A 22,709-nucleotide genomic window follows, 5' to 3' on the forward strand; every position below is an offset into this window, starting at 1 on the left:
AAAAAGTAACAACCCAAGCGTAGCCTGCAAAGTATTTCAGGGACGTTGCCATGCCAGACTCCCCCGCCATCACTGCCCTGCTGTTCGGCTTGCGCGGCTGCCTTGTCGAAGTCAATCCGGGCCCTGACGCTCAGGCGCCCCGCCCCACCCCGGGCGCGCTGCCCACCCTTGACTGGCTGCATGAGCAAAAGGTTCCTTGTGCCTGGCTAGATGAACTGCCCGCGGCAGATGGCCGGCAACTGGCGAGCTCGTTGCCGGCCTGGCTCAACGCCTACCCGGCCTGCAACACCCCCTGGCCCGCACCGGATGCCTGCTGGCAGGCGCTGATGAGCCTAAAGGCGGGCAAACTCGACGGTTGCGTGCTGGTCAGTGGCGAACCGCGCCTGCTGCAATCGGGCCTCAATGCCGGGTTGTGGACCATCGGCCTCGCCGCCTGCGGGCCCAGCAGCCAGTGGCAGGCGCTTGGCGCCAAAGAGCAGGAACGCCAGCGCGGCCAGGCCACCTTGCAGTTGTTTGCCCTCGGCGTGCACTCGGTGATCGACCACCTCGAAGCCCTGGCCGACTGCCTGGCAGACATCGGCCAGCGCCGGCGCAAAGGTGAAAAACCCTGAAACAGCACCTTTGATCAGGGTCATGCAAAGCGCCAGCCGGTGGATTACTCTAGTAGACAGGGCATGGACCTTTCACCCGCTAACGGGGTCCATGACTGTGCCTATTCATAGAGGGAGAACACCCATGCCTGCCCAAGAACTGCAAAAGCAACTCACTGAGCTGCGCGAGCAACTGGAGCAGAACCCGCCGCTTTCAGAAGAAGAGCGCCAACACCTGCATGAGTTGATGGAGAAGATCGAGGCCGAGATCAAGCTGGAAGCCGCGACCAAGGACAACAACCTGGTCGATGGCGTCAACCTCGCCGTGGAGCGCTTTGAAGTCGAGCACCCGGGCCTGACCGCCACCTTGCGCAATATCGTTCAGAGCCTGCAAAGCATGGGCATCTAAGCCCACCTGAATAAAAAAGCCCCGTCATCGAACGGGGCTTTTTCGTTACTGGCGAACCAGTCGCAGGTTCTGAAGGGTCACCTGTGAAGTACTGCGGTACGGGTTGATATCCAGCCCGCCGCGGCGCACGTAACGGGCATAGACCGTCAGGTGCTCAGGGTTGAGCAGGCGCTTGAGGTCCAGGTAGATGCGCTCGACGCATTGCTCGTGAAAGTCAGCATGCTGGCGGAAGCTGATCAGGTAGGTCAGCAGGCTGGCATGATCCAGCGCCGCGCCACGGTAGTGCACGGTGACGCTGCCCCAGTCCGGCTGGCCAGTGACCGGGCAGTTGGACTTGAGCAAATGGCTGTGCAGGGTTTCTTCAACAATGTTGGCGCTGTCGCAACGCAGCAGTTCCGGTTGCGGCTGCTCGTAATTGCTGATGCTGACATCCAGCTCATCGATGCACACCCCCGGCAAGCCGACCACGCCCTGCCCTTCGACCTCGGCCAGGCTGCGGATCTGCACGCCCACCGGCTTGCCGGCAGCAGCGGAGAGGTCCTTGACCAGGCACGCTTGTAACGCCGCTGGCGACTCGAACACGGTCTGGTTCAACGAGTTGAGGTACAGCTTGAACGACTTCGACTCGATGATGTTCGGCGAGTCGGCCGGGATGGCGAACTCGCCAATGGCCACCACCGGCTTGCCCGACGGCAGCAACCAGGACAGCTCGAAGCAGTTCCAGAAATCGACGCCCTGCCATGGCAGGGTCTGGGCGCTGACGCCCAGCTCGGCCCATTTTGCCGCCCGCGGGATCGGGAACAGCAGCGACGGCGTGTAGGTGGAGACGTATTCGCTGGATTTACCCAGCGGTGAATGTTCGGCGGCAGGATGCATGGCTAAAACCTGTAGGAGCAAATGCGCCTAGTTTATCGGTTTAGGCCATGCATTGGGCAATCGGCTGTTATTGGCCGATGGTCAGCTTGCCGACCATGCCTGCTTGATAATGGCCGGGCACGTTGCAGGCGAACTCGATCGGCGTCGACTGGCTGAAGGTCCACGTCAGCTCAGCGCTTTTGCCGGGCTCGACCATCACCGTGTTCGGATCGTCATGCTGCATGCTTGCGCCATGGTCCATACCGCCGTGCCCCATGGCGGAATGGTCCATCTGGCCCTGCATGGCGAGCATTTCTTTCTGATGCCTGGCGTGCATCACAGCATCACCCAGGCTGAACTCATGGACTACCGCGCCCTTGTTGACCAACACGAAGCGCACGGTCTCCCCGGCCTTGACCTCAAGGCTGCGAGGCGCGTAGTACATGTCGCCCATCACTACCTCGACGCTGCGGGTGGCCTTGCTCGCAGGCGCAGGCTGGCCAAAGGCGTAGGAATGCGCGGGCGACGCCAGGGCTGGAAGGCTGAACAGCGCCAGGGCGCCGACGACAAAAAGGTGTTTCATTTCAAGCCCACTCCAGGGTTGCGACGATTCAGGCTTCACTGTAGAAAACCGCCGCTGGCAGTCACCTGACAAAAACATTACAACTTTGTCAGCTTGGCCACCCGCCACGCCCGGCGCGGTATAACCCTCCGGCAATCCACGCTAATGAGCCAGCCGATGAAACTGTTGATCGTCGAAGACCAGACCAAGACCGGCCAGTACCTGTGTCAGGGCCTCAGTGAAGCAGGCTTCGCCACCGAACTTGCCAGCGACGGCAACAGCGGCCAGCACCTGGCCCTGACCGGCGACTACGACCTGCTCATCCTTGACGTGATGTTGCCCGGCCGCGATGGCTGGCAGATCCTCCAGGCGGTGCGTGCCGCCGGCCTGGAAATCCCGGTGCTGTTCCTCACCGCCCGCGACGCCGTCGAAGACCGCGTGCATGGCCTGGAACTGGGCGCCGACGATTACCTGGTCAAACCTTTCGCCTTTTCCGAACTGCTGGCACGGGTGCGCAGCCTGCTGCGCCGCGGCAGCAGCCCGGCGCAGGAAACCAGCCTGGGCCTGGCCGACCTGCGCCTGGACCTGATCCGCCGCCGGGTCGAACGCGCAGGCCAGCGCATTGACCTGACCGCCAAGGAATTCGCCCTGCTCGAACTATTGTTGCGCCGCCAGGGTGAAGTATTGCCCAAGTCGCTGATTGCCTCGCAAGTGTGGGACATGAATTTCGACAGCGACACAAACGTCATCGAAGTGGCTATCCGCCGCCTGCGCCTGAAGATCGACGATGCCCACGACAACAAGCTGATCCATACCGTGCGCGGCATGGGTTATGTGCTTGAAGAGCGCAGCGCCTGATGCCTCGCCTGTCCCTCGGTAGCCGCCTGGCGCTTTTGTTCGCCGCCTGCACGGCAGTGGTGTCGCTGACTGCCGGTATCCTTTTCAGCCGCGCCAGCGCCACCCACTTCATTGAACTTGACCAGCAATTGCTCAACAGCCGCCTGTCGCTGTTGCGGCAGATGCTTGAAGGCGTGGATGACCCTGCCAGCCTTGCCCCGCGCCTGCCCGCCCTGCAGACTGAACTCAGCCACCAGGCCGACCTTGCCGTGCGTATTCGCGGCCGCGACGGGCGCATCTGGTTCGACAGCCAGACCGGCCTGCCCGATTCACCGCAGGTGCTCGGCCTTACCACCCTGCACAGCAGCGGCGTCGACTTTCGCAGCCTGTGCGTCAACCTCAACGGCGGCGACGCGCAGCTGACGCTGTTTCTCGACATCACCCACCACCAGCATTTCCTCCAGCGCATGCAACAGCTGATCTGGCTGACCGTCGGCCTTTCGGCGCTGGCGACCGCGCTGCTGGGTGCCTGGGCCGCACGCAGCGGGCTGCGGCCATTGCGGCAGATGGGCGAAGTGGCCTCCGGGGTATCGGCACGCTCGTTGACCACGCGCCTGCCCGAAGGGCAAATGCCGGTGGAGCTGGCGGAACTGGCGCAGACCGTCAACGCCATGCTCGAACGCCTGGACGATGCCTTTCAGCGCCTCTCGGCGTTCTCTGCCGACATTGCCCACGAGCTGCGCACGCCGCTGTCCAACCTGCTGACCCACACCCAGGTAACCCTGACCCGGCCGCGCAGCCTGGACGAATACCGCGAGGCGCTGCACAGCAACTTAGAAGAGCTGCAATGGATGGCGCAACTGGTCAACGACATGCTCTACCTGGCCAAGGCTGACCACGGTTTACTGATGCCCAGCCGCCAGCAACTGGCACTTGAAGACGAGGCCGATGCCTTGCTCGAGTACTACGCGCCGCTGGCCGAAGACGCCGAAGTGAACTTGAGCCGCGAGGGCCAGGCGCCGCTTGCAGGCGATCGGCATATGCTGCGCCGGGCGCTGTCCAATTTGCTCGACAATGCCCTGCGCTTTACCCCGGCCGGCGGCGAGATTCGTGTAACCATCGAACAACGTCAAGATGGGGTGCGGCTGCAGGTGGCCAACCGCGGCGAGCCGATTGACCCGGCGTTGCTGCCCAAGCTGTTCGATCGCTTCTACCGGGCAGATCCGGCGCGGCGCGAAGGCAGCAGCGAGCACGCGGGGTTGGGACTGGCAATTACCCGCTCGATCGTGCAGGCGCATGGCGGGAACATTCGTGGGGAGTCGGCTGGGGGCTGGACGCGGTTTGTGATCGACTTGCCGACGGTGTAACCCTTATCGCCGGCAACGCCGGCTCCCACAACGGCCCTGCCTACATCAGACCCTGTGGGAGCTGGCCTTGCCAGCGATCGGCCGCAGCGCGGCCGTAACGGCCGTCACTCGTAACGCAAGGCGTACGCCGGCTCTACCTGCGAAGCCCGCCACGCCGGGTACAGCGTTGCCAGGAAGCTCATGATCAGGCCAGCGCTACAGATCAGCGCCACGTCACCCCATTGCAGCTCCGACGGCAAGGTGCTGATGAAGTATACGTCCGAGGTGAAGATGTGCTGGCCACTGACCCGCTCCAGCCAGCCGACGATCTGGCTGACGTTCAGCGCTGCAATCACCCCCAGCACGCCGCCGATCAAGGTACCGACGATGCCGATCAGGCTGCCCTGAACCATGAAGGTGCCCATGATCTGCGCCGGCGTGGCGCCGATGGTGCGCAGGATGGCGATATCGGCGCCCTTGTCGTTGACCACCATGATCAGCGTGGCAATGATGTTGAACGCCGCCACGGCGATGATCAGCAGCAGCAACAGGCCGATCATGGTCTTTTCCATCTTCATCGCGCTGAACAGACTGCCCTGGGTGTGGGTCCAGTCATCGGCGCGATACTGCTCGCCAAGGCTTGCGGTAATTGCCTTGGACACCTGCGGCGCCGCATACAGGTCCTTGACCTTGAGGCGTACGCCCTGCACCTGGTTAGGCGCCCAGCGCTGCATCTGCGCGGCGTCGGCCATGTGCATAAGGCCCAGTGAACCATCCAGCTCGGCGCCGACCTTGAATACCCCGACCACGTTCAGGCGCTGCATGCGCGGGGTGATGCCACCCGGTGCGCTGCTGACTTCCGGCACGATCAGGGTCAACTTGTCGCCGACATTGAGGCGAAAGCGTCGCGCGGTGATTTCACCGATGACCACGCCGAACTCGCCAGGCTTGAGGTCTTCAAGGCTGCCCTGGACGATATGCTGGGCGACGATCGAGACCTTGCCCTCCTCGGCCGGGTCGATGCCGCTGACCTGGATCGGCTGCATCGAGCCCTTGTAGGAAAGCATGCCTTCCATCTCGGTCAATGGCGCGGCGGCGATCACTTCAGGGTTTTTCAAGGCTTGCGCCGCCACCGGCCGCCAGTCATCCAGTGGCTGGGCACCGAGCACGCTGGCGTGCGGCACCATGCCGAGGATCCGCGAGCTCATTTCGCGCTGGAAGCCGTTCATCACCGACAGCACCACGATCATCGCCAACACGCCCAGGGACAGGCCGATCATCGAGGTCATGGAAATGAACGAGATGAAATGGTTGCGGCGCTTGGCGCGGGTGTAGCGCGCGCCGATGAAAATAGACAAGGGTCTGAACATGAACGAAAGCACCCGGGTAAAGAAAAGGAACCAGGTGCCCGCCTGACATCGGCGGGCACGTTGCGCGGGCAATCAGATCGGTACCAGGTGCCCGTCATCCAGGCGCAGTACACGGTCCATCTGGCGCGCCAGGTTGAGATCGTGGGTCACCACCAGGAAGGCCGTTTGCGAGGAACTGCTGAGCTCCTGCATCAGGTCCTGGATGCCCTGGGCGGTGTGATGGTCAAGGTTGCCGGTAGGCTCGTCGAGCATCACCAGCCCTGGACGATTGACCAGCGCCCGGGCGATGGCCACGCGCTGGCGCTCGCCACCGGACAGCTCGGCCGGCTTGTGGCTCAGGCGATGGCCCAGGCCCACGCGCTTGAGCAGCGCTTCGGCGCGCTCGCGCGCTTCGGGGATGGCAGTGCGGCCGATCAACAGCGGCATGCACACGTTCTCCAGCGCCGTGAACTCCGGCAGCAGGTGGTGGAACTGGTAGACGAAGCCCAGGGCGCGGTTGCGCAGCAGGCCGCGGGCACGCTCGCCCAACGCCGAGAGCTCTTCGCCGGCCAGCCAGACGCTGCCTTCGGTCGGGGTATCGAGGCCGCCGAGCAGGTTGAGCAAGGTACTCTTGCCAGAACCTGAACTACCGACGATTGCCACCCGCTCGCCCGGGTGCAGCTCCAGCTGCAGGCCGGACAACACCTGGACCTTCTCCGGGCCTTCCTCGTAGGACTTGCCCAGGTTGCGGCAACTCAGCACTGCTTTATCACTCATGCCCAACTCACTCATAACGTAGCGCCTCCGCAGGCTGGGTGCGTGCCGCACGCCAGGCCGGATACAGGGTGGCGAGGAAACTCAGGACCAATGCCGCACCGCAGACCATCCACACGTCCTCGGCCATGATCTGCGAAGGCAGGTAGTCGATGAAGTAGACGTCGGCATTGAGGAACTTGTGCCCGATCAGGGTCTCGATGCCGGCGATCGCGGCGCTGACATTGAGCGCAGCGAAAATGCCCACCAGGGCGCCGATCAGGGTGCCGACCACGCCGATCACCGTGCCCTGGACCATGAAGATGGCCATGATCTGCCCGGGCGTCGAACCCAGGGTGCGCAGGATGGCGATGTCGCCCTTCTTGTCGTTGACCACCATTACCAGGGTGGAAATGATGTTGAACGCCGCCACCGCGACAATCAGCAGCAACAGCAGGCCGATCATGGCTTTTTCCATGCGGATCGCCTGGTACAGGTTGCCGTGGCTGCGGGTCCAGTCGCGGGCGTAGAACTCCTGCTCGCCCAGCTTCTGGGCGATGTCCCAGGCAACCCGGGGGGCCTGGAACAGGTCGTCGAACTTCAGGCGCAAGCCCTGGACCTGGTCGGCCTTCCAGCGGTGCAGACGCGACAGGTCCGACAGGTTGGTCAGGCCCAGGTAGCCGTCGATTTCACCGGCGCCGACATGGAAAATGCCGACCACGGTGAAACGCTTCATGCGCGGGAACATGCCGGCTGGGGTCACGGTGACCTCAGGAGCGACGAAGGTCAGCTTGTCGCCGATGCCGACGCCCAGCTTGGCCGCCGCCTTGTCGCCGATCATGATGCCAAAGCCGCCGGGGGCCAGGTCATCGAGCTTACCCTCGCGGATAAAGTCGTCGATGATCGAGACCTTGCGCTCCTGGGCCGGGTCGATGCCGTTGAGCAGCACCTTCTGCACCTTGCCGTCATGGGTCAGCAGGCCCTGCATCTGGGTGAAGGGCGCCACCGCCAGAACCTGCGGGTTCTGCTTTACTTGACTGGCAAGGGCGGGCCAGTCGTTGATCGGCTGGCCGGTTTCCAGTGTGGCGTGGGGCACCATGCCCAACACCCGGGTGCGCATCTCGTGATCGAAGCCGTTCATGACCGACAACACCACGATCATCACGACAACGCCCAGGGCGAGGCCGATCATCGAGGTCAGGGAAATGAACGAGACGAAGTGGTTGCGACGCTTGGCACGGGTATAACGCGTGCCGATGAATACGAAGAGAGGTCTGAACATGTCGGGGCTTGTTCGGATGAAAGAGGAACGTCCTTGTGGCGGGGCTTGATTAGCAGCTTTACACTCAGACCACCGCCGCTACCATGGGTTCGCCATGTCGACATTAGATGAAGAAGATCGCCGCGAATACTACCGTATCGAGGATCGGATCGCACTGGAAATTAGCCCGTTGAGCGCCGCCGAAGCGCTTGGCACGGACTTGTTGCAAGATACTTCACCGCTGTTCAACCTGCTCAGTGAACTGCACCTGAGCGAGTTCGAGTCCCAGCACCTGCTGCGCCAGCTCAGTGACAAGGACCGCACCCTGGCGGCCTTTCTCAAGGCCCAGAACAAACGCATCGACTTGCTCAGTGCCGTGGTTGCGCAGACCCTGCTCGGGCAATTGAGCGCGCCGCAGGCGGTGGTGCTGTCCGAGGGCGGCATCGAGTTCAACCGCGCCGAGCCGCTGGCGGCCGGCGAGCGCGTGGCCGTGAAGATGGTGCTGATGCCCCAGGCCCTGGGCCTGCTGCTGCGCGCCAAGGTCACCCATTGCGACCGCCAGGCCGACGGCCAGTACGAGATCGGCGCCGAGTTCGTCGACACCACCGATGCCCAGCGCCAGCTACTAGCCCGCTACATCCTGCAACGCCAAGCGCAACAACGACGCCAGGCCCTGGAGCAGAACGAGCCAAGCGCCTCCTGAGTTTCACTTATTTGTTGAAGGAACAGACGTGACCACGATTTACGGCCACCGCGGCGCTAAGGGCGAAGCCCCCGAAAACACCCTCGCCAGCTTCCAGCAGTGCCTTGGGCACGGCGTGCGTCGCTGCGAGCTCGACCTGCACCTGTCGGCTGACAACCAGCTGATGGTGATCCACGACCCCAGCCTCAAGCGCACCACCGGCCGGCGCGGCAAGGTGGTTGAACACAGCGCCGCCGATCTAGCCACCTACGACGCGCGCAAAGGCGGCCCGGGCTGGGTCTCGCCCTGCCCCATCCCGCGCCTTGAGGAACTGTTTGAAAAGTGTGATTTCGAGCACTGGCAGCTTGAGGTCAAGAGCGCCTCGCGCACCCGCGCCGCCACCACCGTGCTGGCGATCCGTGAAATGGCCCAGCAGTTCGGCCTGCTCGACAAGATCACCATCACCTCCAGCTCACGGGAAGTACTGGGCGCAGCGCTGGAGCTGACACCGGATATCTCAAGGGGACTGGTGGCCGAATACGCCTGGCTCGACCCACTGAAGGTCGCCCAGAACTATGGCTGCAACTTGCTGGCGTTGAACTGGACACTGTGCACCCCCGAGCGCCTGATCAAGGCCCAGCGCCAGGGGTTGCACGTGTCGGTGTGGACAGTCAACGAGCCGGCGCTGATGCGCAGGCTCGCCGACTTCGGCGTAGACAGCCTGATTACAGACTTTCCCGGTTTGGCCAGCGCCACCCTCGAGAATCGCTGAAATCGGTCTCCCCGGCCGGCTCAGGCCACCGGCCGGAGCCGCTCAAAAAAGCCGGTTGAGGCCGTCGTAAGCCGCTACCCGATAGGCTTCAGCCATGGTCGGGTAGTTGAAGGTGGTGTTGACGAAGTACTTCAGGGTATTGCGCTCACCCGGCTGATCCATGATCGCCTGGCCGATGTGGACGATCTCCGACGCCTGGTAGCCGAAGCAGTGCACGCCGAGGATTTCCAGAGTTTCGCGGTGGAACAGGATCTTCAGCATGCCTTGCGGCTCACCGGCGATCTGTGCGCGGGCCATGCTCTTGAAGAAGGCCTTGCCCACTTCGTAAGGCACCTTGGCCTGGGTCAGCTCCTGCTCGTTCTTGCCGATCGAGCTGATTTCCGGAATGGTGTAGATGCCGGTTGGCACATCGTTGACGAAGCGCCAGCTGCCATTGTCGACGATGCTGCCCGCAGCCGAGCGGCCCTGGTCGTGGGCGGCACTGGCCAGGCTCGGCCAGCCGATCACGTCACCGGCACCGTAGATGTTCGGCACGTGGGTGCGGTAGTTCTCGTCGACTTCGATCTGGCCACGGCTGTTGACCTTGATGCCGATGTTTTCCAGGCCCAGCTTGTCGGTGTTGCCGGTACGGCCGTTGCACCAGAGCAAGGCATCGGCCTTGATCTTCTTGCCGGATTTCAGGTGCAGGATCACCCCGTTGTCCAGGCCTTCGACACGCTCGTACTCTTCGTTGTGGCGCACGGTGATGTTGTTGTTGCTGAAGTGGTAGCTCAACGCCTGGGAGATTTCCGAGTCGAGGAAGCTCAGCAACTGGCCGCGGTTGTCCACCAGTTCCACCAGCACACCCAGGCCACTGAAGATCGAGGCGTACTCGCAGCCGATCACGCCGGCGCCGTAGACGATCAGTTTGCGCGGGGTGTGGCCGAGGCTGAGGATGGTGTCGCTATCGTAGATGCGCGGGTGGTGGAAATCGATATCGGCCGGGCGATACGGGCGCGAACCGGTGGCGATGATGATGTGCTTGGCCACCAGCTTCTCGACCACGCCGTTGGCGCAGACCACTTCGATGGTCTGCTCGTCGGCGAAGCTGCCGGTGCCGAAGAACACGTCGACGCGGTTGCGGGCGTAGTAGCCGGTGCGCGAGGCCACCTGCTTGGAGATCACCTTCTCGGCGCTTTTCAGCACGTCGGGGAACGAGAACCAGCGCGGCTCACCAATGGCCCGGAACATCGGGTTGGTGTTGAACTGCATGATCTGGCGCACCGAGTGACGCAGGGCCTTGGACGGAATGGTACCCAGGTGGGTGCAGTTGCCGCCGACCTGGCGACGGCTATCGACCATCGCCACCTTGCGTCCTGCTTTGGCAGCATTCATTGCCGCCCCTTCTCCTGCGGGGCCGGAACCCAGCACCACTACGTCGTAGTTGTAGACAGCCATGCGTACTCCTTCAGAACAGGCCCGCGCGCCACATCGGCGGGCGGGGCTACCTCATGCCGCCAGCGGCGCCATGCAAAAATTCGGGTGCAGTCTAATCAAGCTTGAACGCCGCGCACATTAACCCTTGGTCGCGTCGTAGGCTATTTTTCTCTGCACTACATGTATTCATTGTCAGTTCACCAGCACCTGGGCAAACCCCGGCGTGCTGCGGGAGACGAAGCCATCGGCAACCCGGGTCACGAACACCGCGGCAATCCCGTGCCTCTGGGCAAACTCCCACCCGCGTTCGGGGCCAAGGATCAACAGCAAGGTCGAATAGCCGTCGGCCATCAGCGTCGAGCGGTCAAACACCGTTACCGACGCCAGGTCGTGTTTCACAGGTTTTCCCAGGCGCGCATCAAAGGTGTGTGAATAGCGCTGGCCATTCTCCTCGAAATAATTGCGATAGTCACCGGAGGTGGACACACCGAAACCGTCCACAGCCAGCACATGCTGGGCAATCTTGCGATCCTCGCGAGGCAATTCCAGCGCCACTTTCCACGCACTGCCATCGGCTTTGTGCCCGACTGCCTTGAGCTCACCTGTCGCCTCGACCAGTAAATCCGCGATGCCCAGGGCTTTTAGCCGCTCCACCAGCAGGTCCACCGCATGCCCGGCAGCGATGCTGTTGAAGTCCACTTCCACCGACGCATCCTTGCACAGCTGCTCGCCCACTATGCGCAAATGCCCATGCCCGACCCGCTGGCGAGTGGCGGCCAGGGCCTGGGCATCGGGTACTTTTTCCATCCGCGACTGCGGGCCGAAGCCCCATAGGTCGAGCAAGGGTTCCACGGTCAGGTCAAACGCGCCGTCACTCTGTAACGCCAGTTGCTCGCCAACCCGTACCAGCTCCAGCACATCGGCCGGCATCGACTGGCAGCTGTTGGCCGGCAACCTGTTGAAGGCTTCGGTCAGCGAGTCGCTGCGGTAGGTGGAAAAACGCCTGTCGACGCCCTCGAGAACCCGTTCGACCTCACGCTTGACCTGCTCCGGCGCCGGTCCCTGGGGCGTACGCACATACTGCACGGTGTAGCTGCTGCCCATGGTCGGGCCGCTGATACGCTCAAGGGTATCGCCCTGCCCGCACCCGGCCAGGCCCAGCAACGCACCGATCAACACTGCCTTGCGCATCCAGCCTCCTGGAGAAATTCAGGCAAAAAAAACGGGAACCCTGAGGTTCCCGTCTTTCACGATCAAGCCAAGCTTAGCGTGGGAAAGCAGGCGGGTTGACGCCGGCCATGTCTTCCATCACGCGCACTACCTGGCAGCTGTAACCGAATTCGTTGTCGTACCAGACGTACAGGACAACACGGTTATCGTTGCAGATGGTGGCTTCGGCATCGACCACACCGGCGTGGCGCGAACCGACGAAGTCGGTGGAAACCACTTCCTGGGAGCTCACGTAGTCGATCTGCTTGTGCAGGTCCGAGTGCATGGCCATCTGGCGCAGGTACTCGTTGATCTCTTCGCGGTTGGTGGCCTTTTCCAGGTTCAGGTTCAGGATGGCCATCGACACGTTCGGCGTTGGTACGCGGATCGCGTTGCCGGTCAGCTTGCCCTTGAGCACTGGCAGTGCCTTGGCGGCTGCGGTGGCGGCACCGGTCTCGGTGATAACCATGTTCAGTGGCGCGGCGCGGCCACGACGGCTGCCCTTGTGGAAGTTGTCGATCAGGTTCTGGTCGTTGGTGAACGAGTGAACGGTTTCAACGTGACCGTTGACGATACCGAACTTGTCGTTGACCGCTTTGAGCACAGGAACGATGGCGTTGGTGGTGCAGGAAGCCGCGGATATGATCTTGTCATCAGCGCTGATTTCGCCATGGTTGATACCGTGCACGATGTTCTTCAGCGCGCCCTTGCCAGGTGCGGTGAGGATCACGCGGGCAGCGCCCGGGCAGGCCAGGTGCTGGCCCAGGCCGTCGGCGTCGCGCCATACACCGGTGTTGTCGACGATCAGGGCATTCTCGATGCCGTACTGGGTGTAGTCGACTTCGCTCGGGTTCTTGGCGTAGATAACCTGGATCAGGTTGCCGTTGGCGGTGATGGTGTTGTTGGCTTCGTCGATGGTGATGGTGCCATCGAACGGGCCGTGCACCGAGTCACGACGCAGCAGGCTGGCACGCTTGACCAGATCGTTCTCGGCGCCTTTGCGCACGACGATGGCGCGCAGACGCAGGCCGTCGCCGCCACCGGTTTTCTCGATCAGGATGCGCGCCAGCAGGCGGCCGATACGGCCAAAGCCGTACAGCACAACGTCGGTGCCTTTGCGTGCCGAAGCGTTTTGCTGGCCAACCACATCAGCCATTTCTTCACGCACGAACTGCTCGGCGGTACGGCCGTTGCCTTCTTGCTTGAACTTGTTGGCCAGCTTGCCCAGGTCGACCGAAGCGGCGCCCAGTTTCAGCTCGCTCATGGCTTTGAGCAGCGGGAATGTCTCGTGTACAGACAGTTCGGTTTCGTCGGTCTGGCGATGACGGGCAAAGCGGTGCGCTTTGAGGATCGAGATCACCGAGCGGTTGATCAGGCTACGGCCATAGATCGAGCTCACCACATTGTTATTGCGGTAGAGCTGACCGATAAGCGGGATCATCGCTTCTGCAAGCGCTTCACGATCAATCCACTCACCAAGACACTGGTCGGGCTTCTGAGTCACGGGAACCTTCCACATGTAGGGACAGAAAAAAGGGGCTACATTATGACGCCCCGCAGCCCATCGGGCAATGAGCGCCTGTCGCCAGACATCGCACTACATGCTTTTAGCCTGCACAAACCTGACAGCGCGGGCCTGCGCCCGGTACAATTGGCGTCTTTGTCGCAACGCTTGGAGCTCGACCTCCCGTGCCTGTTCTGCGTCTACCGCACCTGCCGGCCACTGCCGGCAAACAAACCTGGGGCAACCTGCCGGGCGCCGCCCTGAGCCTGGCCATTGCCGAAACGGCCAGCGCCGCCAAACGCTTCACCCTGCTGCTGACCGCCGACAGCCAGAGCGCTGACCGCCTCGAGCAGGAGCTGCGCTTTTTTGCGCCCGAGCTGCCGGTGCTGCCGTTCCCCGACTGGGAAACCCTGCCCTACGACCTGTTCTCGCCGCACCAGGACATCATCTCCCAGCGCATCTCCAGCCTGTACCGGCTGCCGGAGCTCGATCACGGCATTCTCGTGGTGCCGATCACCACCGCCCTGCACCGCCTGGCGCCGACGCGCTTCCTGCTCGGCAGCAGCCTGGTGCTGGACATCGGCCAGAAGCTCGATGTCGAGCAGATGCGCACGCGCCTTGAGGCCAGCGGCTACCGCTGCGTCGACACGGTTTACGAGCATGGCGAGTTTGCCGTGCGCGGCGCCTTGATCGACCTGTTCCCGATGGGCAGCAAGCTGCCGTACCGCATCGACCTGTTCGATGACGAAATCGAGACCCTGCGCACCTTCGACCCGGAAACCCAGCGTTCGATCGACAAGGTCGAGTCGGTGCGGCTGCTGCCGGCCCGTGAGTTCCCGCTGCAAAAAGACGCGGTGACACGCTTCAAGGCGCGCTTTCGCGAGCGCTTCGACGTTGATTTCCGCCGCTGCCCGATCTTCCAGGACCTCTCCAGCGGCATTACCCCGGCCGGTATCGAGTATTACCTGCCGCTGTTCTTCGACGACACCTCGACCCTGTTCGACTACCTGCCCCTGGACACCCAGGTGTTCTCCCTACCCGGTGTCGAGCAGGCCGCCGAACACTTCTGGAGCGATGTGCGCAACCGTTATGAGGAGCGCCGCATCGACCCGGCGCGCCCACTGTTGCCGCCGGCCGAGCTGTTCCTGCCGGTGGAAGACTGCTTTGCCCGGCTCAAAAGCTGGCCGCGGGTGGTGGTCAGCCAGGATGACGTCGACAGCGGCGTTGGCCGCGAGCGCTTCCCGGCCCAGGTCCTGCCCAACCTTGCCATCGAAGCCAAGGCCAACCAGCCACTGGCGGCGCTGTCGGGGTTTCTCGAGCAATTCCCTGGCCGCGTGCTATTCACTGCCGAATCGGCGGGGCGCCGTGAAGTATTGCTGGAACTGCTCGAGCGCCTGAAGCTGCGCCCGCAAACCGTCGACAGCTGGAGCGCTTTCGTCGCCGGCAAGGCGCGCCTGGCGATCACCATCGCCCCGCTGGATGAAGGCCTGCTGCTGGATGACCCGGCCATTGCCCTGGTCGCCGAGAGCCCGTTGTTCGGTCAGCGGGTGATGCAGCGCCGTCGCCGCGACAAGCGCAGCGACGCCAACAACGATGCGGTGATCAAGAACCTCACCGAGCTGCGCGAAGGTGCGCCGGTGGTGCATATCGATCACGGCGTGGGCCGCTACCTGGGCCTGGCGACCCTGGAAATCGACAACCAGGCCGCCGAGTTCCTCACCCTCGAATACGCCGAGGGCGCCAAGCTCTACGTGCCGGTGGCCAACCTGCACCTGATCGCCCGCTACACCGGCAGCGACGACGCCCTGGCGCCGCTGCACCGGCTCGGCTCCGAAGCCTGGCAGAAAGCCAAGCGCAAGGCCGCCGAACAGGTGCGCGATGTCGCCGCCGAACTGCTCGACATCTATGCCCGCCGCGCCGCGCGCAAAGGCTATGCCTTCGCCGACCCGTCGGTGGACTACGCCACTTTCAGCGCAGGCTTTCCCTTCGAGGAAACCCCGGACCAGCAGAGCGCCATCGAGGCGGTGCGCGAGGACATGCTCGCGGCCAAGCCGATGGACCGCCTGGTGTGCGGCGACGTCGGCTTCGGCAAGACCGAAGTGGCCATGCGCGCGGCATTCATTGCCGTGCACGGCGGCCGTCAGGTGGCGATCCTGGTGCCTACCACCCTGCTCGCCCAGCAGCATTACAACAGTTTTCGCGACCGCTTTGCCGACTGGCCGGTAACGGTCGAAGTGATGAGCCGTTTCAAGTCGCCCAAGGAAGTCGCCGCCGCCGTGGCGGACCTCGCCGAAGGCAAGATCGACATCGTCATCGGCACCCACAAGCTGTTGCAGGACGACGTCAAGATCAAGGACCTGGGCCTGGTGATCATCGACGAAGAGCACCGTTTCGGTGTCCGTCAGAAAGAACAGCTCAAGGCCCTGCGCAGCGAGGTGGACATCCTCACCCTGACCGCCACGCCGATCCCGCGCACCCTGAACATGGCCGTGGCCGGCATGCGCGACCTGTCGATCATCGCCACGCCGCCGGCACGCCGGCTGTCGGTGCGCACCTTCGTCATGGAGCAGAACAAGAGCACGGTCAAGGAGGCCTTGCTGCGTGAACTGCTGCGCGGCGGCCAGGTGTACTACCTGCACAACGATGTGAAGAGCATCGAAAAATGCGCCGCCGATCTGGCCGAACTGGTCCCCGAAGCCCGCATCGGCATCGGCCACGGGCAGATGCGCGAACGCGAACTCGAACAGGTGATGAGCGACTTCTACCACAAGCGCTTCAACGTGCTGATCGCCTCGACCATCATCGAGACCGGTATCGACGTGCCGAGCGCCAACACCATCATCATCGAGCGCGCCGACAAGTTCGGCCTGGCCCAGTTGCACCAGCTGCGCGGCCGGGTCGGGCGCAGCCACCACCAGGCCTATGCCTACCTGCTCACTCCGCCGCGCCAGCAGATCACCGCGGATGCCGAGAAGCGCCTGGAAGCCATCGCCAACACCCAGGACCTGGGCGCAGGTTTCGTCCTGGCCACCAACGACCTGGAAATCCGCGGCGCCGGCGAACTGCTCGGCGAAGGCCAGAGCGGGCAGATCCAGGCGGTCGGATTTACCCTGTACATGGAAATGCTCGAGCGCGCCGTCAAGGCTATACGCAAGGGCACCCAGCCGAACCTCGACCAGCCGCTGGGCGGCGGCCCGGAAATCAACCTGCGCCTGCCGGCGCTGATTCCCGAGGACTACCTGCCGGATGTTCACGCGCGCCTGATCCTCTACAAGCGCATCGCTTCGGCGGTCGACGAAGACGGCCTCAAGGACCTGCAGGTAGAGATGATCGACCGCTTCGGCCTGCTGCCGGAACCGACCAAGAACCTGGTACGCCTGACCCTGCTCAAGCTGCAGGCGGAAAAACTCGGGATCAAGAAAGTCGATGCCGGGCCCAATGGCGGCAAGATCGAGTTCGAGTCGGAAACTCCGGTCGATCCGCTGGTGCTGATCAAGCTGATCCAGAGCCAGCCAAAACGCTACAAGTTCGAAGGCGCCACCCAGTTCAAGTTCCTGGTGCCGATGGAGCGTCCGGAAGAACGCTTCAACAACCTTGAGGCGCTGTTCGAGCGCCTGACCCCACAATCTGCGTGAAGGAAGTTCCATGCGTGTAATGCGTAGCCTGACCCTGCTGCTGGCGCTGATTGCCCCGGCGGCCTTTGCCGATGGTGCTTTTCAGGTCGAAATGATCCTGTTCCGCCAGAACGCCGTGCCGGCTATCCCTAGCCCGGCTGCGGAAGACTGGCGCAACGGCGCCCAGGCCATCCCGGAAGGTGACCTGCGCCAACCGGCGCTCAATGACGAAGCAGCCAAGCTTGCCGCCGACCCGAACCAGTACACCGTGCTGCTGCACAAGGCCTGGAAACAGGACGCCGGCACGGTGGCGATCAGCGACGGCGAAGAACACTTCGGCCAGTTCCCCATCGCCGGCAACCTGAGCATCAAGGAAGAGCGCTTCATCGATGCAGAAGCCAACTTCTGGGTCAACCAGTTCGACGGCAACGGCAGCGTGCTGCAGAGCGAAGCATTCAAGCAGAGCAACAAAAACATCAAAAATGGCGAGTTGACCTTCCTTGATGGCGGCCCCCTGGCACTGCTGTTGAAAGTTACCAGCCACCGGCCAGTCAGCGCACCCGCTGCGCCTGCGGAGATGATGGAGCAGTAATCGATGAACAACGCCTTGCGCCAGCTGCTTGAGAATGACGACTGGGCCCACGTCTTCAACCCGAAGGCCCTGGCCAAAGGGTTCGACTACGCAACCGAGCATCGCGTCAGTATTGTTTCCCAGAGCGACGACTTGATCGTCACGATGTGTCGCGGCTCGGGAAACAACACCTACAGACAGGAAATCTTGCTGGAGGACCCTGCAGACTCGGCTTCTATCCAGGCCTATTGCACTTGCCCGGTCAGCTACAACTGCAAGCACTGCGCCGCGGCCTTGTACCTGCTGATCGACCAGATGGCCCAGCAAGGCGGCGCCGAGCAGGAGGACAGCGAGCGCCTGAGCCCGCCCCTGGAAAACTGGATAGAAAGACTGGCCAAGGCCGACCTCGACACGGAAAAACCCGCCAGCGGCGTCGGGCGCATGATGGTGTACGAGCTTGACCTGATGCCAGAGGGCAAAGCCGTGATAACCCCGTACACCTGCAACCGCCGCAAGGATGGCAGCTTCACGGACTTCAAGCCGGTACCCTATCCAGACGAAGTGCTGCGGCAAAAGCCACGCTACCTGAGCGAGGCCGATGCAAAGCTTCTGCGCAGAGTCGTCGCCCGCGCGCCGGTAGGCGCCTATATCAGCAGCGTACCGCTGGATGGCACGGAAGGCGCCGAGCTGCTCGAACAAGCCATCGCCACCGAACGGCTGGTTCTGGCAACCAGCCTGCAACCCATCCGGCCCGGCCCGCCGCTGGACTGCGAGTTCCGCTGGGAAAAACTGCCCAACGATGACTACAGAGGTTGCTGGTACAGCCAAGGCAGGCTGCTCAACCAGGTAATGGCATTGCAACCGCTGTACTACTTTGATCCGGCCGAGGAAAGAATCGGTCGCCTGCAACACAGCTATGATCAAGTCACGGCCTCTTACCTCGCTGCGGCACCGGTGGTTCCGGAAGACCAGGTAGTAAAATTCAGCCATCGGATCCACACCCTCAATCGGCAGATCCCCACCCCCAGAACATTGAGCGAGAAGATCATCGACGGTATTGCCCCCACGCCCCACCTGATCCTGGGCAGCCACGAGTTCAGCGCCTACGTGCCGCAAACCGGCCGGATGCAGCGCCAGCACCAGCACCGGGCGGCCCTGTCGTTCAACTATGAGGGGATTCGCGCCAGTGGCAGGCAAGGCAAGGAAGTCAGCCGCCTGGATGGCACCACCAGTCAGCGCATACAGCGCCACGCCGAGGCTGAGAACCAGATCCGCCTGACCCTGCAGCGCCTGGGCTTCAAGGTCGCCACCCGGCAGAGCAAGGCCTTGCCAGAGAGCGCCGGCGACCTGCTGGAACTGGCCTCTGAAGCGGCCTGGCTACGTTTCATGCTCAACGATCTGCCCGGCCTGCGCGAGCAAGGCTGGGAGATCGAGTACACCGAAGACTTCGCCTTCAACCTCGCCGAGGTGGACGACTGGTATGCGCACATCGACGAAGCCAGCGGCCGCGACTGGTTCGACCTGGAGCTGGGTATCGAGGTCAATGGCCAGCGCCTGAGCCTGCTGCCTATCCTGCTCAATGTGCTGCGCAGCCACCCGGAACTGCTCAATCCAGCGCAACTGCAAAAGCGCCGCGATGATGAACAGTTGCTGGTGCAGATTCACGCCCCCGCCGGCGAAGCACGGCGCAACCTGCAAGTGGCCCTGCCCTACGGTCGCCTCAAACCGGTACTGGCCACCCTCGGCGACTTTTACCTGCGTGAACCGGGCGAAACCAGCCTACGCCTGCCGACGCTCGACGCCACCCGCCTCAACGCCCTAGAGGACCTGCCGCTGAGCTGGCAAGGTGGCGAACGGGTGCGCAGCCTGGGCGAGCGCCTGCGCGATATCCGCCTGCAGCCGGCGCAAACCCCGGAAGGCCTCAACGCCATCCTGCGCCCCTATCAGCTCGAAGGCCTGAGCTGGATGCAGGCCCTGCGCGAACTGCAGGTCGGCGGCATCCTCGCCGACGACATGGGCCTGGGCAAAACCCTGCAGACCCTCGCCCACCTGCTCAGCGAAAAGAACGCCGGACGCCTGACCCGCCCGGCGATGGTGGTGATGCCCACCAGCCTGATCCCCAACTGGCAGGACGAAGCCGCGCGCTTCGCCCCCGGCTTGCGGGTGCTGGCCCTGCAGGGCATTGGCCGGCGCAAGCATTTCGACACGCTGCAGGACTACGACCTGCTGCTGACCACCTATGCCCTGCTGCCCAAAGACCTGGAACACTTCAAGGGCCTGATGCTGGATGTGCTGATCCTCGACGAGGCGCAGTACATCAAGAGCCCGAACAGCAAGGCGGCCCAGGCCGCGCGCCAGCTCGAGGCACGCCAGCGCCTGTGCCTGAGCGGCACGCCGCTGGAGAACCACCTGGGCGAGCTGTGGTCGCTGTTCCACTTCCTGCTGCCAGGCTGGCTGGGCGACGCCAAGACCTTCAACCGCGATTACCGGGTTCCGATCGAGCGCCAGGGCAACGATGAGCGCCTGCAGCACCTGAATACGCGGATCAAACCCTTCCTGCTGCGCCGCACCAAGGAACAGGTGGCCACCGAGCTACCAGCCAAGACCGAGATGATCCACTGGGTCGAACTCAGCGACGCCCAGCGCGATGTGTACGAAACCATGCGCCTGGCCATGGACCAGAAAGTCCGTGCCGAGATCACCCGCAAGGGCGTGGCGCGCAGCCAGATCATCATCCTCGAAGCACTGCTCAAGCTACGCCAGGTGTGCTGCGATTTGCGCCTGATCAACAGCGAAGCCTCAACCGCGCGCGGCGCCCATTCAGGCAAGCTGGCCAGCCTGATGGAGATGCTCGAGGAGCTTATGGCCGAAGGCCGAAGGGTGCTGTTGTTCTCGCAGTTCACCAGCATGTTGCGGCTGATCGAGGCCGAACTTCAGCAGCGCGGCATCGCCTATGCCCTGCTGACCGGCGAGACCCGCGATCGCCGGGCGCCGGTGCAGGACTTTCAAAGCGGCCAGTTGCAGATCTTCCTGATCAGCCTCAAGGCTGGCGGTGTTGGCTTGAACCTGACTGCAGCCGACACCGTGATCCACTACGACCCGTGGTGGAACCCGGCAGCAGAGAACCAGGCTACCGACCGCGCCTATCGCATCGGCCAGGAGAAGCCGGTGTTCGTCTACAAGCTGATTACCCGAGGCACGGTGGAAGAGAAGATCCAGCAGTTGCAGCAGGAGAAATCGGCATTGGCCGCGGGCGTGCTGGATGGGCGCCAGGCGGGGGACTGGCGTTTGGCGGCGGAGGATATCGATGCGCTGTTTGCGCCGTTGCCGGGGAAGCGGCACGGCGCAAAAGCTGGTTGAATTCATCGCGGGTCAAGTCGAGTCGTCGCACCGCCACTCCCACAGACCCGCGATTGTCGTCAATCGACCAGTTGCGCTTCCTTGAGCGCCCCAAGCGCCTCCAGCCAGCGCGGCTGCTGACGGTAGTCGGTACGGGCAAAGCCCTGCCCGCGCATCTGCGCAATCCGTGGCGACGGCTTGACCTTCAGGCGCTGGGCCGCGGTCAGGGCCAATTCGGCGGCTGCACGGTCGTTGCACACCAGGCCCATGTCGCAGCCGGCGCTCAGCGCCGCCTCGATGCGACTGGCCGCATCACCGACCACATGGGCACCGGCCATGGACAGGTCGTCACTGAAGATCACCCCATTGAAGCCCAGCTCGCCACGCAGGATGTCCTGCAACCAGCGCCGGGAGAAACCGGCCGGCTGGTTGTCGACCTGCGGATAGATCACGTGGGCCGGCATCACCGCCGCCAGTTGCCCGCTCAAGCGGGTGAACGGCACCAGGTCGGCGGCGCGGATCTGCTCCAGGCTGCGCTCATCGGTAGGGATCGCCACATGGGAGTCGGCCTCGGCCCAGCCATGGCCAGGGAAGTGTTTGCCACAGGCGGCCATGCCCGCAGCGTTCATGCCGCGGATAAAGGCACCGGCCAGCTGCGTGGCGCGCTGCGGATCACCTTCGAAGGCGCGGCTGCCGACCACGGCGCTGCGCTGGTGATCAAGGTCCAGCACCGGCGCGAAACTCAGGTCCAGGCCCACTGCCAACACCTCGGTGGCCATCAACCAACCGCACTGTTCGGCCAGGTAGTCGGCGTTGTCGTTGTCGGCAATCGCGCGCATCGCCGGCAGGCGTACAAAGCCCTGGCGCAGGCGCTGGACCCGACCGCCCTCCTGGTCCACCGCCAGGATCAGCTCCGGGCGAATGGCGCGGATCGCGGCGCACAGTTCGCGCACCTGGCGCGGGCTTTCAATGTTGCGCGCAAAGATGATCAGGCCAGCCACTTCGGGCTGGCGCAAAAGCTGGCGGTCCTCGGCGGTCAGCCAGGTACCGGCGATGTCGACCATCAGGGAGCCTTGCAGGCTGGCACTCATAATTGATCCTTCAGTTGACGCTGATGTGAGCCCATTGGGGGCACGCGGCTTCATCGATCTGCACCGGGCAATGCACCGGCACCTGGTCGAACAGGTTCAGCAGGTCGGCGTTGCGCAAGCGCACGCAGCCATGGGACAACGGCACGCCCATAGGTTCGCTATCGGGGGTGCCATGCAGGTAGATGTAACGACGGAAGGTGTCGACCGGCCCCAGGCGATTGACACCCGGCTCGCAACCGCTGAGCCAGAGTATGCGCGTGAGGATCCAGTCGCGACCGGGAAATTGTTCATGCAGCTCGGGTGACCAGGTCTCGCCAGTCCAGCGCCGCCCGCGCAGCACCGCGCCTGACGGTAGACCGGCGCCGATCTTGGCGCGCACCTGGTGGCGCCCTCGTGGCGTGCACCCAGACCCATTGAGTTCACCGGCGCCATTGCGCGCGGTGGACACCCCGAGGCGCAGGCGCAACTGCCCCTGGGCGAACCCATAGAGGCATTGATCAGCGAGGGAAATGTGCAGGAAATCAAGACTGGCCATGGGGCGCTAGCTTA

At 63.4% G+C, this 22,709-nt stretch carries 19 protein-coding genes; 9 read left to right on the plus strand and 10 right to left on the minus strand.

Annotation, left to right across the window (positions count from 1 at the left end):
• Positions 1-50: 50 nt before the first annotated feature.
• Together ABIE20_RS06560 and ABIE20_RS06565 are read left to right on the plus strand one after the other, a co-directional pair.
• On the plus strand, positions 51-611 hold the full coding sequence (locus ABIE20_RS06560; protein WP_429503780.1) for a phosphonoacetaldehyde phosphonohydrolase-related protein: 561 nt from the start codon (positions 51-53) through the stop codon (positions 609-611).
• Positions 612-735: 124 nt separating this feature from the next.
• Positions 736-999: a DUF4404 family protein gene (locus ABIE20_RS06565; protein WP_045194866.1), complete on the plus strand. Its 264-nt coding sequence runs from the start codon at positions 736-738 to the stop codon at positions 997-999.
• Positions 1,000-1,044: 45 nt separating this feature from the next.
• On the opposite strand, the gene queF is transcribed toward ABIE20_RS06565, so the two are convergent.
• Both queF and ABIE20_RS06575 read right to left on the minus strand, forming a co-directional pair.
• Positions 1,045-1,875, minus strand: a complete 831-nt coding sequence (gene queF, locus ABIE20_RS06570) for an NADPH-dependent 7-cyano-7-deazaguanine reductase QueF (protein ID WP_429503782.1) — start codon at positions 1,873-1,875, stop codon at positions 1,045-1,047.
• Between the two features lie 67 nt (positions 1,876-1,942).
• A complete protein-coding gene (locus ABIE20_RS06575) occupies positions 1,943-2,437 on the minus strand; it encodes a cupredoxin domain-containing protein (protein ID WP_429503784.1) in 495 nt (164 codons plus the stop codon).
• Between the two features lie 156 nt (positions 2,438-2,593).
• Here ABIE20_RS06575 and ABIE20_RS06580 point away from each other — a divergent pair, with 156 nt between their 5' ends.
• Together ABIE20_RS06580 and ABIE20_RS06585 are read left to right on the plus strand one after the other, a co-directional pair.
• Positions 2,594-3,274, plus strand: a complete 681-nt coding sequence (locus ABIE20_RS06580) for a heavy metal response regulator transcription factor (protein ID WP_429503786.1) — start codon at positions 2,594-2,596, stop codon at positions 3,272-3,274.
• Complete coding sequence (locus tag ABIE20_RS06585; protein WP_429504264.1) at positions 3,271-4,620, plus strand: heavy metal sensor histidine kinase; 1,350 nt, start codon at positions 3,271-3,273, stop codon at positions 4,618-4,620. Before ABIE20_RS06580 ends, ABIE20_RS06585 begins: the two co-directional genes overlap by 4 nt.
• A gap of 104 nt (positions 4,621-4,724) precedes the next feature.
• Here ABIE20_RS06585 and ABIE20_RS06590 read toward each other — a convergent pair whose 3' ends face one another.
• The 3 genes from ABIE20_RS06590 to ABIE20_RS06600 all read right to left on the minus strand — a co-directional run bounded on the left by ABIE20_RS06590 (position 4,725) and on the right by ABIE20_RS06600 (position 7,983).
• Positions 4,725-5,969, minus strand: a complete 1,245-nt coding sequence (locus ABIE20_RS06590) for a lipoprotein-releasing ABC transporter permease subunit (protein WP_038999248.1) — start codon at positions 5,967-5,969, stop codon at positions 4,725-4,727.
• Between the two features lie 72 nt (positions 5,970-6,041).
• A complete protein-coding gene (gene lolD / locus ABIE20_RS06595) occupies positions 6,042-6,725 on the minus strand; it encodes a lipoprotein-releasing ABC transporter ATP-binding protein LolD (RefSeq protein ID WP_176470402.1) in 684 nt (227 codons plus the stop codon).
• Positions 6,726-6,732: 7 nt separating this feature from the next.
• Positions 6,733-7,983 (minus strand): lipoprotein-releasing ABC transporter permease subunit, encoded by a 1,251-nt coding sequence (locus tag ABIE20_RS06600; protein ID WP_045194878.1) that lies wholly within the window; start codon positions 7,981-7,983, stop codon positions 6,733-6,735.
• A 94-nt stretch (positions 7,984-8,077) separates the two neighbouring features.
• Between ABIE20_RS06600 and ABIE20_RS06605 the strand changes: the two genes are divergently transcribed.
• Together ABIE20_RS06605 and ABIE20_RS06610 are read left to right on the plus strand one after the other, a co-directional pair.
• The gene (locus tag ABIE20_RS06605) at positions 8,078-8,665 is read left to right on the plus strand and encodes a PilZ domain-containing protein (protein ID WP_429503789.1); all 588 of its coding nucleotides are present in this window, start codon (positions 8,078-8,080) and stop codon (positions 8,663-8,665) included.
• Positions 8,666-8,693: 28 nt separating this feature from the next.
• Complete coding sequence (locus ABIE20_RS06610; protein WP_429503791.1) at positions 8,694-9,416, plus strand: glycerophosphodiester phosphodiesterase; 723 nt, start codon at positions 8,694-8,696, stop codon at positions 9,414-9,416.
• 42 nt (positions 9,417-9,458) lie between these two features.
• Here ABIE20_RS06610 and sthA read toward each other — a convergent pair whose 3' ends face one another.
• The 3 genes from sthA to ABIE20_RS06625 form a co-directional block, all read right to left on the minus strand.
• Positions 9,459-10,853: a Si-specific NAD(P)(+) transhydrogenase gene (gene sthA, locus ABIE20_RS06615; protein ID WP_429503793.1), complete on the minus strand. Its 1,395-nt coding sequence runs from the start codon at positions 10,851-10,853 to the stop codon at positions 9,459-9,461.
• 171 nt (positions 10,854-11,024) lie between these two features.
• On the minus strand, positions 11,025-12,023 hold the full coding sequence (locus ABIE20_RS06620) for an FAD:protein FMN transferase (RefSeq protein ID WP_429503795.1): 999 nt from the start codon (positions 12,021-12,023) through the stop codon (positions 11,025-11,027).
• A gap of 73 nt (positions 12,024-12,096) precedes the next feature.
• Positions 12,097-13,560: a glyceraldehyde-3-phosphate dehydrogenase gene (locus tag ABIE20_RS06625; protein ID WP_045194887.1), complete on the minus strand. Its 1,464-nt coding sequence runs from the start codon at positions 13,558-13,560 to the stop codon at positions 12,097-12,099.
• Positions 13,561-13,730: 170 nt separating this feature from the next.
• On the opposite strand from ABIE20_RS06625, the gene mfd reads away from it, so the two are divergent.
• The 3 genes from mfd to ABIE20_RS06640 are packed head-to-tail and all read left to right on the plus strand — an operon-like array spanning position 13,731 to position 21,090.
• On the plus strand, positions 13,731-17,180 hold the full coding sequence (gene mfd / locus ABIE20_RS06630) for a transcription-repair coupling factor (protein ID WP_429503797.1): 3,450 nt from the start codon (positions 13,731-13,733) through the stop codon (positions 17,178-17,180).
• Between the two features lie 10 nt (positions 17,181-17,190).
• Positions 17,191-17,751, plus strand: coding sequence for a CsiV family protein (locus ABIE20_RS06635; RefSeq protein ID WP_429503799.1), 561 nt, complete (start codon positions 17,191-17,193; stop codon positions 17,749-17,751).
• A 3-nt stretch (positions 17,752-17,754) separates the two neighbouring features.
• Complete coding sequence (locus ABIE20_RS06640) at positions 17,755-21,090, plus strand: SNF2-related protein (RefSeq protein ID WP_429503801.1); 3,336 nt, start codon at positions 17,755-17,757, stop codon at positions 21,088-21,090.
• Between the two features lie 59 nt (positions 21,091-21,149).
• On the opposite strand, the gene nagZ is transcribed toward ABIE20_RS06640, so the two are convergent.
• Complete coding sequence (gene nagZ / locus ABIE20_RS06645; RefSeq protein WP_429504266.1) at positions 21,150-22,148, minus strand: beta-N-acetylhexosaminidase; 999 nt, start codon at positions 22,146-22,148, stop codon at positions 21,150-21,152.
• 22 nt (positions 22,149-22,170) lie between these two features.
• Complete coding sequence (locus ABIE20_RS06650) at positions 22,171-22,695, minus strand: L,D-transpeptidase family protein (RefSeq protein WP_429503803.1); 525 nt, start codon at positions 22,693-22,695, stop codon at positions 22,171-22,173.
• Between the last annotated feature and the right edge of the window lie 14 nt (positions 22,696-22,709).

The sequence above is a fragment of the Pseudomonas sp. 2835 genome (assembly GCF_050435905.1).
Classification (GTDB): Bacteria; Pseudomonadota; Gammaproteobacteria; order Pseudomonadales; family Pseudomonadaceae; genus Aquipseudomonas.

Bases quoted from the DNA above. Each gene is read 5' to 3' on its own strand.
- ABIE20_RS06620 (WP_429503795.1), bottom strand. From the start codon at position 12,023: ATGCGCAAGGCAGTGTTGATCGGTGCGTTGCTGGGCCTGGCCGGGTGC.
- ABIE20_RS06605 (WP_429503789.1), top strand. From the start codon at position 8,078: ATGTCGACATTAGATGAAGAAGATCGCCGCGAATACTACCGTATCGAG.
- ABIE20_RS06635 (WP_429503799.1), top strand. From the start codon at position 17,191: ATGCGTGTAATGCGTAGCCTGACCCTGCTGCTGGCGCTGATTGCCCCG.
- queF (WP_429503782.1), bottom strand. From the start codon at position 1,875: ATGCATCCTGCCGCCGAACATTCACCGCTGGGTAAATCCAGCGAATAC.
- ABIE20_RS06575 (WP_429503784.1), bottom strand. From the start codon at position 2,437: ATGAAACACCTTTTTGTCGTCGGCGCCCTGGCGCTGTTCAGCCTTCCA.
- ABIE20_RS06565 (WP_045194866.1), top strand. From the start codon at position 736: ATGCCTGCCCAAGAACTGCAAAAGCAACTCACTGAGCTGCGCGAGCAA.
- ABIE20_RS06640 (WP_429503801.1), top strand. From the start codon at position 17,755: ATGAACAACGCCTTGCGCCAGCTGCTTGAGAATGACGACTGGGCCCAC.
- ABIE20_RS06625 (WP_045194887.1), bottom strand. From the start codon at position 13,560: ATGTGGAAGGTTCCCGTGACTCAGAAGCCCGACCAGTGTCTTGGTGAG.
- ABIE20_RS06590 (WP_038999248.1), bottom strand. From the start codon at position 5,969: ATGTTCAGACCCTTGTCTATTTTCATCGGCGCGCGCTACACCCGCGCC.
- ABIE20_RS06560 (WP_429503780.1), top strand. From the start codon at position 51: ATGCCAGACTCCCCCGCCATCACTGCCCTGCTGTTCGGCTTGCGCGGC.
- sthA (WP_429503793.1), bottom strand. From the start codon at position 10,853: ATGGCTGTCTACAACTACGACGTAGTGGTGCTGGGTTCCGGCCCCGCA.
- ABIE20_RS06580 (WP_429503786.1), top strand. From the start codon at position 2,594: ATGAAACTGTTGATCGTCGAAGACCAGACCAAGACCGGCCAGTACCTG.
- lolD (WP_176470402.1), bottom strand. From the start codon at position 6,725: ATGAGTGATAAAGCAGTGCTGAGTTGCCGCAACCTGGGCAAGTCCTAC.
- ABIE20_RS06600 (WP_045194878.1), bottom strand. From the start codon at position 7,983: ATGTTCAGACCTCTCTTCGTATTCATCGGCACGCGTTATACCCGTGCC.
- ABIE20_RS06650 (WP_429503803.1), bottom strand. From the start codon at position 22,695: ATGGCCAGTCTTGATTTCCTGCACATTTCCCTCGCTGATCAATGCCTC.